We start from the raw sequence: 13,557 nt of genomic DNA, 5'->3' as shown, positions 1-13,557 counted from the left end.
GCGCGCGTCACTGAACATCGCGCGCCGGAGCCCCGGGCGCGGGCCGAATCCGGTCGGGGATGCACGGCGGGGCGGCGTCGGCGCCGCCTGTCGGGTCACGGTTCCGTTCGCCGTGACGAACACGACCTCCCGCTCCTCGGCGACGGGCGCTTGGAGAGTCCGGGTTCCGTTCGCGGTGACGAACACCGTCTCCTGCTCCGCCGCGGCGGAACGCGCCGGGCGAGTCTCGGGCTCGCGTTGGCTGGCCAGGGCGACGGTGGCTCCGCCCATGGCGGCCAGCACTCCCAGGCTCGCCGCGGCGGCGATTAGGCGGACGTGACGGCCGGCGGGAGCGGGTGGGACAAGGATCGGCTTTCAGGCGATGCATGGCGGTGGTCCTTCCGGCGCGGTGAAGGTGAGGGCGGGCAGGACGCCCGGCCCCTGCGGTGCGGCGCACGTCCGCAGGGCCTCGATCAGGGTTTGCGCGTAGGCGCGCCGGGTCTCGGTCGTCGCGCCGGCCAGGGCCAGGGCGTCGCACGCTTCTTCCCGGGCGGCGGCGCGGCGGGCGCGCAGAGCGAGGGTCAGGGGGTTGACCGCCAGCAGCGCCGTCAGGGCCTCTTCGGCCCATATCGTCCGGTGGTCGCCCCGCCTCAGGTGCGCCAGTTCATGGGCGACGACGCGCGCGCCGTCGGGTCCGTCGGCCGGGCGTTCAGGTCCTGGGACAGCTCCAAGGGCAGGATCAGCCGCGCCCGTCCCAGGCCGGCCAGCAACGGTTCGGCGGTCTCGGCGCTCACCCGGACCAGCGGGGCGGTCACACCCATCTCCCGCGCCGTCGCGGCGACGAAGTCCGTCGCCGCGAGGTCGGCGCTCCGGCTCCGGCGGACCAGGCGGCCCAGCCGCGCCGCGCGCAGCGTCAGGGACGTCAGCCGGGTCAGCGTCAGTCCCGCCGCCAGCGCGATCACGGCCCAGGCGATCCAGCCCGCATCGAGGGAGAGCGCGGACCCGCCGGGCAAGACCACCGTCGGAGCGACCGGAGGCGCGGCGAGGATCGGCGCTTTCGTCGCGACTTCGCGCACCGGCGCCGGTGTCAGCAGCATCAGCCCGACCAGGAGGGGCGACAGGAGGGGCGCCGCGAGCGCGGCGGTCCAGGTCCGTTCCCGTAGGCGCGGATCACCGCTGGCCGCTTCGACTCCGCGGCCGACGATCCAGCCCAGGGCCGCCACGGCGACCGAAAGCGCCAGCGACAGGGCCACAAGCTCGGGGGCGTTCATGGCTCGTCCGCCTTGGCGTCGGCCTCGAGCGCCGCCTTCAGCGCGGCGATGTCCTCGGCGGTCAGCAACTGGCTGCCCGAGAAGGCGGCCGCGGGCAGGGGGCCGTCGATCTCCAGGATCGCCGACATCCGCTTCATCAGCCCGCCGATCACCGCCACTTTCGGCTGACGCGCGGAATAGACGGCGACGCCGTGCACCTCGCGCCGCGCCAACAGGCCCTTGGCTCGCATCCGCTCAAGCACCGTCCGGGTGGTCGACGACGTCCAGCCCAGCCCGTCGGCGATACGGAGCTGCACCTCGCGCGCGCTCAGATCGCCGTCGCGCCAGAAGCATTTCAGCAGGTCAAGTTCGGCGTCCGTGGGGGCGGCGGGTTCGGTCATGGCGGTTCTTCGCTATATCTGTCATGCAGACGCTACAATTGTAACCAATAGGCGTCAACTGTCGCGGACGCCGCCCCGGGTCGCCGAGAAGCGAACCCGCATCCCCCTCCGGCGGTCGCGTTTCCCTAAATGAATGGTGGTCGCGGCCCCTTCGGTCCGGCTCGCCCCGCGCGGCGGGGAAGGTCTCTCCATGGAGACCGACAGGCTTGGTCGCCCGACGCGAAAAAGGGCCGGAAGCGAAACGCCCCCGGCCCTCGATTTCCGCGGCTCCTGGCGAACCGCTCGCTCGGACGGCGAGCGTGACGCCTCAGTACCTGTAGTGCTCGGGCTTGAACGGGCCCTGGGCCGGCACGCCGATGTAGGCGGCCTGCTCGGGCTTCAGCGTGGTCAGCGTCGCGCCCAGCTTGGCCAGGTGCAGGAAGGCGACCTTCTCGTCCAGGTGCTTGGGCAGGGTGTAGACCGCGTTCTCGTACTTGGCCGCGTTGGTCCACAGCTCGATCTGGGCCAGCGTCTGGTTGGTGAACGACGCCGACATCACGAACGACGGGTGGCCCGTGGCGTTGCCCAGATTCACCAGACGGCCCTCGGACAGCAGGATGATCTTCTTGCCGTCGGGGAACTCGATGTGGTGCACCTGGGGCTTGATCTCGTCCCACTTGAAGTTCTTCAGGCCGGCGACCTGAATCTCGGAATCGAAGTGGCCGATGTTGCAGACGATGGCGTTGTTCTTCATCGCCCGCATGTGGTCGACGGTGATGACGTCCTTGTTGCCCGTGGCGGTGACGAAGATGTCGGCGCGGCCCACGGCGTCGTCCAGCGTCTGGACCTCATAGCCTTCCATGGCCGCCTGCAGGGCGCAGATCGGGTCGATCTCGGTGACGATCACCCGGGCGCCGCCCTGGCGCAGCGAGGCGGCCGAGCCCTTGCCCACGTCGCCATAGCCGCAGACCACCGCCACCTTGCCCGACAGCATCACGTCGGTGCCCCGGCGGATGGCGTCCACCAGGCTCTCGCGGCAGCCGTACAGGTTGTCGAACTTGGACTTGGTCACGCTGTCGTTGACGTTGATCGCCGGGAACGGCAGTTCGCCGCGCTCGGCCATCTGGTACAGGCGGTGCACGCCCGTGGTGGTCTCTTCCGACACGCCGCCGATGGCGTCGCGGATCGCCGAGTAGAAGCCGGGCTTCTCCTTCAGATACCGCTTCATGACCGCGTAGAGGGCTTCCTCTTCCTCGTTGGTCGGGTTGTCCAGGACGGAAGGGTCCTTCTCGGCCTTGGGCCCCAGCACGCACAGCAGGGTGGCGTCGCCGCCGTCGTCCAGGATCAGGTTCGGATAGCCGCCGTCGGCCCATTCGAAGATCTTGTGGGCGTAGTCCCAGTACTCGACCAGGGTCTCGCCCTTGACGGCGAACACCGGGGTGCCCGAGGCCGCGATGGCGGCTGCGGCGTGGTCCTGGGTCGAGAAGATGTTGCACGAGGCCCAGCGGACCTCGGCGCCCAGGGCCTCCAGCGTCTGGATCAGGACCGCGGTCTGGATCGTCATGTGCAGGCTGCCGGCGATCCGCGCGCCCTTCAGCGGCTGAGCCGCGCCGTATTCCGCGCGCAGGGCCATCAGGCCGGGCATTTCGGTCTCGGCGATCGCGATCTCCTTGTCGCCGTAGTCGGCCAGCGAGATGTCGCGCACGATGTAGTCGGTCATGGGTCGGTTCCGGTCGGTTGTTCGCGCGCGGCTATAGACCGCCGCCCTCCTGCGGGCAAGAAACATATAAAGACATCCTTATGCGTTTTGCCGGCGCTGGCGGGCCGGCGGGTTGTCCAGGCCTGGCGATCTGCGCTCTAACAAGGCCAGGAACAGGTTGGAGGCGGACATGCATCGGTTGACGGCGGGTGTCGCGGGCGTGGCCGCGGCGATGATCCTTTCCGGCTCGGTCCTGGCGCAGGCGCCGGCCGAGGGGCCCGTGACCCTGGTCCAGGCCGGCCGGCTGCTGGATCCGCCCCGGGCAAGCGGCCCGCGGCCCCTCCACCCTGGTGATCCGCGACGGCCGCGTCGTCGAGGTCCGCGACGGCTTCGTCGACGCCTCGGCCTTCCTCGGCGCGACGGTGATCGACCAGCGCGACCGCTTCGTCCTGCCGGGCCTGATCGACAGCCACGTCCACCTGGTCTCGGACCTGGGCGGTCAGGCGGGGTTCCTGTCCGGCGTGACGGAGACCCTTCCGGCCCACGCCTATCGGGCGGCCGAGAACGCCCGCAAGACGCTGATGGCGGGCTTCACCACCGTGCGCAATCTCGGCGACGACGGCGGCGTCACCCTGGCCCTGGCCGACGAGACCGCCGCCCACCGCCTGCCCGGCCCACGCATCGTCGACGCCGGAAACAGCATCTCGACCACCTCCGGCCACATGGACGGCCGGCTGGGCTTCAACGACGATCTCCGCGAGGTCATCCCTCACGACAACGTCTGCAACGGCGTCGAAAGCTGCCGCGAGGCCGTGCGCATCCAGGTCGGCCGCGGCGCGGACGTCATCAAGATCGCCACCACCGGCGGTGTGAACAGCCGCATCGGCGCCGGCGTCGGCGCCCAGATGTTCGAGGACGAGGCCCGCGCCCTGATCGAGACCGCCCATCTGTACGGCCTGAAGGTCGCGGTCCACGCCCACGGCGCCGACGGGATCAACATGGCGCTGCGCCTGGGCGCGGATTCCATCGAGCACGGCACCGTCTTCGACGACGACACCCTGCGGCTGTTCCGCGAATCCGGCGCCTATTACGTGCCCACCCTGTCGACCGTGAACGGCTACATCGAGCGCCTGGCCGCCGACCCGAACGCCTATTCTCCGGAGGTCCTGCCCAAGATCCGCTGGCGGATCGAGATCACCGGACGGTCGCTGGAACGGGCGGCCCCGGCGGGGGTCCGTATCGCCTTCGGCACCGACGCGGGGGTGTCCAAGCACGGCCGCAACGCCGACGAGTTCGCCCTGATGGTCCAGCACGGCATGAACCCGATGACCGCGATCCAGGCCGCCACCGTCAACGCCGCCGACCTGCTGGGCCTCGCCTCGGAGATCGGCACGTTGGAGCCGGGCAAGCGCGCCGACCTCATCGCCGTCGACGGCGATCCCCTGGCCGACGTCACGGTCCTGACCGACGTGGATTTCGTCATGCGCGATGGACGGGTCTATCGGGACGAGCCGTAGTCCCAATCCAAAGTCACTGATCGTCTTGACGCCTTGTCCTCCCGGCCGAAGCGAAGTTTCGGCCGGGAGGACAAGGTCCGTACCGATGTATGCCTGTTGGACTGGGCTTGGCGGTTCGGACGGGCGGGTCTAGGAACCCGTCATGACCCGTGATCTCGCCACGCCCCGCCACGACTGGACCCTCCAGGAAGTCGAAGCCCTCTTCGCGCGTCCCTTCATGGAGCTGGTCTACGACGCCGCCACCGTTCACCGCGCCTGGTTCGATCCGTCCGAGGTCCAGAAGTCCCAACTGCTCTCGATCAAAACCGGCGGCTGCGCCGAGAACTGCGGCTACTGCTCGCAATCCGCCAGTTTCGACACGGGGCTGAAGGCCGAGAAGCTGATGGATGCGCAGGTCGTCCTGGCCGAGGCCATGGCGGCCAAGGCCGGCGGGGCCAGCCGGTTCTGCATGGGCGCGGCCTGGCGCGAGCTGAAGGACCGCGACACGCCCAAGCTGGCGGCCATGATCTCGGGCGTGAAGGCCCTGGGTCTGGAGACCTGCGCCACCCTGGGCATGCTGACCGCCGACCAGGCGAAACAACTGAAGGCCGCCGGCCTGGACTACTACAACCACAACCTCGACACCGGGCCCGAGTACTACGCCCAGGTGGTCACCACCCGGACCTACAAGGACCGGCTGGACACGCTGCAGCACGTGCGCGACGCGGGCATGTCGACCTGCTGCGGCGGCATCGTCGGCATGGGCGAGGCCCGGCGTGATCGGGCCGGCCTGCTGCACGCCCTGGCCACCCTGCCGGAACACCCCGACAGCCTGCCGGTCAACGCCCTGGTCCCGGTCACCGGCACGCCGCTGGGCGACCGGGTGAAGAAGGAGGGCGAGATCGACCCGATCGAGTTCGTCCGCACGGTCGCGGTGGCCCGCATCGTCTGCCCCAGGGCGATGGTGCGCCTGTCCGCCGGCCGCGAGACCATGAGCCCGGAGATGCAGGCCCTGTGCTTCCTGGCCGGCGCCAACTCCATCTTCGTCGGCGGCAAGCTGCTGACCACGCCCAACCCCGAGCAGGACGAGGACGCCGCGCTGTTCGCCCTCCTGGATCTGCGTCCGATGGAGCCCGTGCCGGCCGAAGCCGCCGCCTGAAACGAAAGCCGCCTCCCCGCGCGGGCGGGGAGCGGCTGGGGGCGTCCTCTTCCGAGGATCAGCGGGTGTAGTAGTAGTCGGCGATCTCGCAGACGTTGACCCGGAAGCGGGTCAGTTCCTGGCCGTTCGTGAAGCGAGCCTTGAAGTCGTACAGGCAGGCGCCCGAGCCGTCGTCGATGTTCATCACGATGCTGGATCCGGCGGCCAGCACGCTCGAGCCCAGCATGTCCTCCTGCCAGTCGTCGACGCGCGAGTCCGAGGCGTAGAAGTGGGTCATCGTCCAGCCGGTCTGATTGTGGATGCGCACCCGGCGGTTATAGCCGTCGCGCGACTGTCCGGCGGCCGCGGTCGTGACGGCGGCCTTGTCGGCCGAGATCAGCGGTTCGGCGGTCGCGACAGAGGCGGAGCCAGGCGGCGGCGATCAGCGCGGCGCGGGCGACGGTTTTGAAAACGGTCATCTGTTTCTCCCCGGAGAGCCCGTGCGGCCTCCTGATGACGCCGTTATAGGCGAGGCTTGGGCCGGTGTCGCCTGACGGAGCCTGACGGGGGAATCACGCCCGCGGGACATTAAGGGCTTGCAGGCGGGGGGGTGTTTCCCATATCGGCGACAACCCGTCGGAAAACCCCGCTGCACGTGGGGGTTTGCGGCATCCACCCACGACCACAACCTGAGAAACGGGGGCGGTCACGCGCGGCGCTTCGCTCTACAAGGCCGCCGCATCGCCCGCTGTAATGGAGTGAAGACAAAGACCATGGCCAAGATCATCGGCATCGACCTGGGCACCACCAACTCGTGCGTGGCCGTCATGGACGGCAAGAACCCCAAGGTCATTGAAAACGCTGAAGGCGCGCGCACGACTCCCTCGGTCGTCGCCATTCAGGACGGCGGCGAAGTCCTCGTCGGCCAGCCCGCCAAGCGCCAGGCCGTGACCAACCCGGCCAACACCTTCTTCGCCATCAAGCGCCTGATCGGCCGCAACTACGACGATCCCGTCGTGGCGAAGGACAAGGGCATGGTGCCCTACGACATCGTCAAGGGTCCGAACGGCGACGCCTGGGTCAAGGCCCACGGCAAGGACTATTCGCCCCAGCAGATCTCGGCTTACACCCTGGGCAAGATGAAGGAGGCCGCCGAGGCCTACCTGGGCGAAAAGGTCACCCAGGCCGTCATCACCGTCCCGGCCTATTTCAACGACAGCCAGCGCCAGGCCACCAAGGACGCCGGCAAGATCGCCGGCCTGGAAGTCCTGCGCATCATCAACGAGCCGACCGCGGCCGCCCTGGCCTATGGCCTGGAGAAGAACGACGGCCAGAAGATCGCGGTCTACGACCTGGGCGGCGGCACCTTCGACGTCTCGATCCTGGAGATCGGCGACGGCGTCTTTGAGGTGAAGTCGACCAACGGCGACACCTTCCTGGGCGGCGAGGACTTCGACCTGCGCCTGGTCGACTACCTGGCCGACGAGTTCAAGAAGGAGCAGGGCGTCGACCTGCGCCAGGACAAGCTCGCGCTTCAGCGCCTGAAGGAAGAGGCTGAGAAGGCCAAGAAGGAGCTGTCCTCGACCACCCAGTACGAGGTCAACCTGCCGTTCATCACCATGAACGCCTCGGGCCCGCTGCACCTGAACATCAAGCTGTCGCGCGCCAAACTCGAGGCGCTGGTCGAGGACCTGGTCCAGCGCACCATCGAGCCCTGCGCCAAGGCGCTGAAGGACGCGGGCCTGAAGGCTTCGGACATCGACGAAGTGGTGCTGGTCGGCGGCATGACCCGCATGCCCAAGGTTCAGGAGGCCGTGAAGGCCTTCTTCGGCAAGGAGCCCCACAAGGGCGTGAACCCCGACGAGGTCGTGGCGCTGGGCGCCGCGGTCCAGGCCGGCGTGCTGCAGGGCGACGTCAAGGACGTGCTGCTGCTGGACGTCACGCCCCTGACCCTGGGCATCGAAACCCTGGGCGGCGTCTTCACCCCGCTGATCGAACGCAACACCACCATCCCGACCAAGAAGAGCCAGACCTTCTCGACCGCCGACGACAATCAGTCGGCCGTGACGATCCGGGTCTTCCAGGGCGAGCGTCCGATGGCCTCGGACAACAAGATGCTGGGCCAGTTCGACCTGATGGGCATTCCGCCGGCCCCGCGCGGCATGCCGCAGATCGAGGTCGCCTTCGACATCGACGCCAACGGCATCGTGCACGTCACCGCCAAGGACAAGGCGACCAACAAGGAGCAGTCGATCCGCATCCAGGCCAACGGCGGCCTGTCGGACGCCGACATCGACAAGATGGTCAAGGAAGCCGAGGCCAACGCCGCGGCCGACAAGGCCCGCAAGGAGCTGGTCGAGGCCCAGAACTCGGCCGACGCCCTGATCCACTCCACTGAAAAGGCCCTGGCCGAACACGGCGACAAGGTCGGCGACACCGAGAAGGCGGCCATCCAGACCGCCCTGGACGACCTGAAATCGGCCCGCGACGGCTCCGATCCCGAAGCCATCCGCGAGAAGACCAACACCCTGGCCCAGGCTTCGATGAAGCTCGGCGAGGCCATGTACGCCGCCCAGAACGCCGGAGGCGAGGGCGCTTCGTCCGAAGCCCCGGCCGACGACGGCGTGGTCGACGCGGAGTTCGAGGAAGTCTCGGACGACGCCGCCGGCGACGACAAGAAGAGCGCGTAAACGGAGGCGTTCCTCCCCCATCGGGGGAGGGGGACCGCGAAGCGGTGGAGGGGTGACGGCCGCGTGCGCTGAAACCACCTCTCCACCACCCTTCGGGCGGTCCCCCTCCCCCTTTGCTTCGCCGGGGGGAGGACTCAAACTTGCATCAGCCGATCGGGCGCCCATGTCAGCCCGGTCACCGCTTCGCTTCAGACGCCGGAACAGGCGCTGGGCGAGAGCGAAGAGTAAGAGGACGAACGCCGGATGGCGCGAGACTATTACGAGGTTCTGGGCGTCGAACGGACGATCGACGCCGCCGGCCTGAAGTCGGCCTATCGCAAGCTGGCGATGCAGCACCATCCCGACCGCAACGGCGGCTGCGAAGACTCCATGGCGCGCTTCAAGGAGATCTCCGAGGCCTACACCGTGCTCAGCGACGACCAGAAGCGCGCCGCCTACGACCGCTTTGGCCATGCCGGGGTGAACGGCGGCGCGGGCGGCAACCCCTTCGGCCAGGGCCAGGGTTTCGCCGACGTCAACGACATCTTCTCCCAGGTCTTCGGCGACGCCTTCGGAGACGTCTTCGGCGGCCGCGGCGGCGGCGCGCGCCAGGCCGGCCCCCGGCGCGGCTCGGACCTGCGCTACGACCTCGAGATCACGCTGGAGCAGGCCTACAAGGGCGCCGACGTCGAGATCTCGGTCCCCACCACCGCCACCTGCGACAGCTGCGACGGCTCGGGCGCCAGGAAGGGCGCCAAGCCGACGACCTGCTCGACCTGCAGCGGCGCCGGCCGGATCCGCTCGGCCAACGGCTTCTTCCAGATGGAGCGCACCTGCCCGCACTGCGGCGGTCAGGGCAGCCGCCTGTCCCAGGCCGACACCTGCACCGGCTGCCACGGCCACGGCCAGGTTCGCAAGAACCGGGTCCTGAACCTGAAGGTCCCCGCGGGCGTGGACGACGGCTCGCGCATCCGCCTGTCGGGCGAGGGCGACGCCGGCCAGCGCGGCGGCCCGCGCGGCGACCTCTATGTCTTCATCTCGGTCACGCCTCATGAATTGTTCGAGCGCGACAACCTGGACCTCCTGGTCACCGTGCCTGTGTCCATGACCACCGCGGCCCTGGGCGGCGAGATCGACGCCCCCTGCCTGGTGTCCGAGGCCTGCGACGGCCGCTGCAAGGCGCCCGTCTCTGTCCCCGCCGGGGCCCAGACCGGCAAGACCGTGCGCATCAAGGGCAAGGGCATGCCCCATTGAACGGCCGCCAGCGCGGCGACCTGGTGGTCGAGCTGTTCGTCGAGACCCCCACCGACCTGACCCCGCGCCAGAAGGAGCTGCTGGAGGAACTGGCCGCCTCGCTGGGCGACACCCAGACGCCGCGCAACTCGTCCTTCACCGGCAAGGCCAAGCGCTTCTGGGCCGACATCCTGGGCTCTGAACAGGCCCAGTAGTCGTCGACCTCGCCCGGGATGACGGGCGCGCGGAAAGCCTTCACTATGCGGACGAACGGTTCGGGGGTCTGATTTGAGCGCCATCTTCCACGCCGGCATCTCGGGCGCGCGGGGCCGCATGGGCCGGGCCGTCTCGGCGGTCCTGGACGCCCGCGAGGACGTGGTGGTCTCGGCTCGCTTCGACCGCGGCGAAACGCCGGACCTGTCGCTGTGCGACGTGATCATTGACTTCTCCACGCCGGACGCCTCGGTTGAGCTGGCCCAGGCCTGCGCCGCGCGCGCGGCCCGCCCTGGTCATCGGCTCCACCGGCCTGACGCCGGAACAGGACGCCGAGATCCTGAAGGCCGCCCAGAAGATCGCCATCGTCCGCAGCGGCAATTTCTCGCTGGGCGTCAACATCCTGATCGGCCTGGTCGAGCACGCCGCCCAGCGTCTGGATGCCCGCGATTGGGACATCGAGATCGCCGAGGCCCATCATCGCCGCAAGGCCGACGCCCCGTCCGGCACCGCCCTGATGCTGGGCGAGGCTGCGGCCAACGGCCGGGGCGAGGACCTGGAGGACGTCCGCACCGCACCCTGGGACGGCATCACGGGACCGCGCGAGACCGGCAAGATCGGCTTCTCCTCCACCCGCGCCGGCGGGATCATCGGCGAGCACACCGTCCTGTTCGCTTCGGATGACGAGGTCCTGACCCTCAGCCACTCGGCCATCGACCGCTCCCTCTTCGCCAAGGGCGCCGTCGCCGCCGCCGCCTGGGTTCGAAATCGCAAGCCGGGGCTCTACGACATGCAGGACGTGCTGGGCTTCCGGCAGGCTTGACGGTCAGTCGGGGCGCTATCGCTCGCGACACGGTCGCTCGCTGCTTGAGCGCCATTCCTCCCCTTCAGGGGAGGGTGACCATCCGAAGGATGGTGGAGGGGCGTCGACAGCGAGCGCGGTCCAACACCCCTCCACCGCTTCGCGGTCCCCCTCCCCCAAGGGGGAGGAACGGTTCAATGCGCGTGCTTCGCCCTGCGCCCGCCGCCGGTCACCAGCGTCTTGAGGAAGAAGAACAGGGCGATGACGATCGCATAGCCCAGGAACAGGGCCAGCACCGTCATCCAGAAGCTCACCGTCAGCAGGGGCGGCAGGGCGAACGCCCCGCCGTCCAGCACCGGACGCACGACGCCGATCAGGATATGGACCAGCGCCGCCCCCAGGGCCGAACCCCAGAGCCGGCTCCACGCCGGCATCAGCAGCGCCGCGATCACCGCGATGATCAGGCCCAGGACCTGGTTGACGCCGTCGAAACCGCCCTGGGCCAGATTGAGCAGGCCCGACAGGAAGGCGGTGATCGGATCGATGAGGGAGTCCATGCGCCGGGACCTCGTCTTATGGCCTAGCTTGGCCGGGAAGCAGGGTTAACGCCGATGGTCAGGATTGGCTCCCGGCCGGGCATTTCGCAAGGTGACGCGCGCGCTACCGGCCCGTCGAGCCGAAGCCCCCCGCGCCCCGTGCGGTCTCGTCCAGCGCCTGAACCTCGACCATCTCGGCCTGCTCGTGCCGGGCGATGACCATCTGGGCGATGCGCTCGCCGCGCCGGATCACGAACGGCTCTTGGCCGTGGTTGATCAGGATCACGCCCACCTCGCCGCGATAGTCGCTGTCGATGGTCCCCGGCGAGTTAAGGCAGGTGATCCCGTGCTTCAGGGCCAGGCCCGAACGGGGCCGCACCTGGGCCTCGTATCCCGGCTCCAGGGCGATCTTCAGCCCGGTCTTGACCAGCGCCCGCGCGCCCGGCTCCAGGGTCAGCGGCTGGTCGTCCGCCACCGCCGCCCGCAGGTCCATCCCCGCCGAGCCTGAGGTCTCATAGGCCGGAAGCGGCAGGCCATCGGCGTGCGGCAGGCGTTCGACGCGGACGGTGGTCATGATGTGGCGTTGTCCCTGCGGCGAAACCGGCATGTCTCGCCTGTCGTTCTTATCGCGCTTGTCGGGGGCGCGCTGTCTCGCATGTCGCGCCCGAATTGTCTCTGTGGACAAGCTGTGGAAATCAGTCCTCAGCCGAGGTGATCGGCGATACGGGCGGCTAGTTTCCGGGCCACCGCGGTCTTGGACTGGCGCGGCCAGCTCTCCGCGCCGCCGTCTCGCGTGAACAGGGTCACCGCATTGCCGTCGGCCCCGAATACGTCATCGGATACGTCGTTGCCCACGATCCAGTCGCAGCCCTTGCGGGACAGTTTGGCCCGCGCGTTCTTCTCCAGGTCCGCGGTCTCGGCCGCGAAGCCCACGACCAGCTTGGGCCGCGCCTTCCCGGGGGCCGAAACGCCCGCCAGGATGTCGGGATTCTCGATCAGCGCCAGCGAGGGCGGCCCGCCCGGCGCCTTCTTGATCTTGCCCGAGGCCACGCCGTCGACCCGCCAGTCGGCGACCGCGGCGCTCATCACCGCGATGTCCGCCGGAAGCGTCTTCTGGACCGCCGCCTGCATTTCGCGCGCCGTCTCGACCCAGACCCGGTCCACGCCTGGCGGGGCCGACAGCGCCACCGGGCCGGACACCAGGGTCACCTTCGCGCCCAGGGCCGCCAGGGCCTCGGCGATGGCGTAGCCCTGCTTGCCGCTGGATCGGTTGGTCAGGCCGCGCACCGGGTCGATCGGTTCGAACGTCGGACCGGCTGTGACCACCGCCGTGCGCCCGGTCAGAGGCCGTCCGTCGGGGCCGTCCAGCAGGCCCTGGATCGCCTCCAGGATCGCCCCCGGCTCGGCCATCCGGCCCGGGCCGAACTCGCCACAGGCCATCTCGCCCTCGTCGGGGCCGACCACCGCGACGCCGTGGAAGCCGTCGAAGCCCCTCAGCCGCTCGACATTGGCCTGGACGGCCGGATGCAGCCACATCCGCACATTCATCGCCGGAGCCAGGAGAACTCGCTTGTCCGTGGCCAGCAGGGTGGTGGAGGCCAGGTCGTCGGCCAGGCCGTTCGCGGCCTTGGCGATCAGGCCGGCGGTCGCCGGAGCGACCACCACCAGGTCGGCCCAGCGCGACAGCTCGATATGGCCCATGGCCGTCTCGTCCTCGGGCATGAACAGGGCCTGGCGCACCGGATGGCCGGTCAGGGCCGCCAGCGACATCGGCGTCACGAACTCGGCTCCGGCGGAGGTGAGGACGCTCATCACCTCGGCGCCGGCCTTCCTCAGCAGACGCGTCAGCTCCAGCGCCTTGTAGGCGGCGATGCCCCCGCCGACGATCAGCAGGATCTTTCGTCCGGACAGGGAAGCCGTGGTCATGCCGCTGATCTAGCGACGCGGTCGGTCCGCGTCGAGTGACGCTTCCGCGAATCGGAACATTGCAGGAACGATTAACCTGTGGTTAATGTTGAGCGGACAAACAACCTTGGAGGGTGTCATGATCAAAGCGATGGCGGCCTTGGGGCTTTCCGCGGCGCTCGCGGGCCTCGCGGCCTGCGGGGACGGCGGCTCCGCGGTCGAGACCCGTGATCGGACGGCGGAGGGCGCCCAGGCGG

Annotated in this window: 12 protein-coding genes and 2 pseudogenes; 5 read left to right on the top strand and 9 right to left on the bottom strand. The window is 69.3% G+C overall.

Features of this window, described 5'->3' with window-relative positions; translation table 11 throughout:
- The 5 genes from AC2W7C_RS05720 to ahcY all read right to left on the bottom strand — a co-directional run.
- On the bottom strand, window positions 1-282 hold a 282-nt coding region (locus tag AC2W7C_RS05720), incomplete at its 3' end, for a hypothetical protein (RefSeq protein ID WP_486000576.1).
- Between the two features lie 72 nt (window positions 283-354).
- Window positions 355-609, bottom strand: coding sequence for a hypothetical protein (locus AC2W7C_RS05715; RefSeq protein WP_486000577.1), 255 nt, complete (start codon window positions 607-609; stop codon window positions 355-357).
- 20 nt (window positions 610-629) lie between these two features.
- On the bottom strand, window positions 630-1,250 hold the full coding sequence (locus tag AC2W7C_RS05710) for a hypothetical protein (RefSeq protein WP_486000575.1): 621 nt from the start codon (window positions 1,248-1,250) through the stop codon (window positions 630-632).
- Window positions 1,247-1,630, bottom strand: coding sequence for a BlaI/MecI/CopY family transcriptional regulator (locus AC2W7C_RS05705; RefSeq protein ID WP_486000574.1), 384 nt, complete (start codon window positions 1,628-1,630; stop codon window positions 1,247-1,249). The genes AC2W7C_RS05710 and AC2W7C_RS05705 overlap by 4 nt, the downstream gene beginning before the upstream one ends.
- A gap of 307 nt (window positions 1,631-1,937) precedes the next feature.
- Complete coding sequence (gene ahcY, locus AC2W7C_RS05700) at window positions 1,938-3,329, bottom strand: adenosylhomocysteinase (RefSeq protein WP_486000573.1); 1,392 nt, start codon at window positions 3,327-3,329, stop codon at window positions 1,938-1,940.
- Window positions 3,330-3,658: 329 nt separating this feature from the next.
- Here ahcY and AC2W7C_RS05695 point away from each other — a divergent pair, with 329 nt between their 5' ends.
- Both AC2W7C_RS05695 and bioB read left to right on the top strand, forming a co-directional pair.
- Window positions 3,659-4,825, top strand: coding sequence for a metal-dependent hydrolase family protein (locus AC2W7C_RS05695; RefSeq protein WP_486000572.1), 1,167 nt, complete (start codon window positions 3,659-3,661; stop codon window positions 4,823-4,825).
- A gap of 142 nt (window positions 4,826-4,967) precedes the next feature.
- Complete coding sequence (gene bioB, locus AC2W7C_RS05690; RefSeq protein ID WP_486000571.1) at window positions 4,968-5,963, top strand: biotin synthase BioB; 996 nt, start codon at window positions 4,968-4,970, stop codon at window positions 5,961-5,963.
- 58 nt (window positions 5,964-6,021) lie between these two features.
- Here bioB and AC2W7C_RS05685 read toward each other — a convergent pair whose 3' ends face one another.
- Window positions 6,022-6,270, bottom strand: a complete 249-nt coding sequence (locus AC2W7C_RS05685) for a hypothetical protein (RefSeq protein WP_486000570.1) — start codon at window positions 6,268-6,270, stop codon at window positions 6,022-6,024.
- Between the two features lie 445 nt (window positions 6,271-6,715).
- Between AC2W7C_RS05685 and dnaK the strand changes: the two genes are divergently transcribed.
- From dnaK to dapB, 3 genes and pseudogenes are all read left to right on the top strand, one after another.
- A complete protein-coding gene (dnaK, locus tag AC2W7C_RS05680) occupies window positions 6,716-8,632 on the top strand; it encodes a molecular chaperone DnaK (RefSeq protein WP_486000569.1) in 1,917 nt (638 codons plus the stop codon).
- A 243-nt stretch (window positions 8,633-8,875) separates the two neighbouring features.
- A pseudogene (gene dnaJ / locus AC2W7C_RS05675) lies at window positions 8,876-10,059 on the top strand (molecular chaperone DnaJ).
- A gap of 73 nt (window positions 10,060-10,132) precedes the next feature.
- Window positions 10,133-10,880: pseudogene (gene dapB / locus AC2W7C_RS05670) on the top strand (4-hydroxy-tetrahydrodipicolinate reductase).
- Window positions 10,881-11,053: 173 nt separating this feature from the next.
- Here the strand turns inward: dapB and AC2W7C_RS05665 are convergent.
- The 3 genes from AC2W7C_RS05665 to coaBC form a co-directional block, all read right to left on the bottom strand.
- Window positions 11,054-11,416 (bottom strand): hypothetical protein, encoded by a 363-nt coding sequence (locus AC2W7C_RS05665; RefSeq protein ID WP_486000568.1) that lies wholly within the window; start codon window positions 11,414-11,416, stop codon window positions 11,054-11,056.
- A 103-nt stretch (window positions 11,417-11,519) separates the two neighbouring features.
- Window positions 11,520-11,969: a dUTP diphosphatase gene (dut, locus tag AC2W7C_RS05660; RefSeq protein WP_486000567.1), complete on the bottom strand. Its 450-nt coding sequence runs from the start codon at window positions 11,967-11,969 to the stop codon at window positions 11,520-11,522.
- Window positions 11,970-12,097: 128 nt separating this feature from the next.
- Window positions 12,098-13,321: a bifunctional phosphopantothenoylcysteine decarboxylase/phosphopantothenate--cysteine ligase CoaBC gene (gene coaBC / locus AC2W7C_RS05655; protein WP_486000566.1), complete on the bottom strand. Its 1,224-nt coding sequence runs from the start codon at window positions 13,319-13,321 to the stop codon at window positions 12,098-12,100.
- Between the last annotated feature and the right edge of the window lie 236 nt (window positions 13,322-13,557).

This window comes from Brevundimonas sp. CURTG3B2_SDJG (assembly GCF_057364705.1).
Note: the sequence above shows the minus strand (reverse complement) of the source record. Positions and strands in the feature narration are given on the sequence as shown.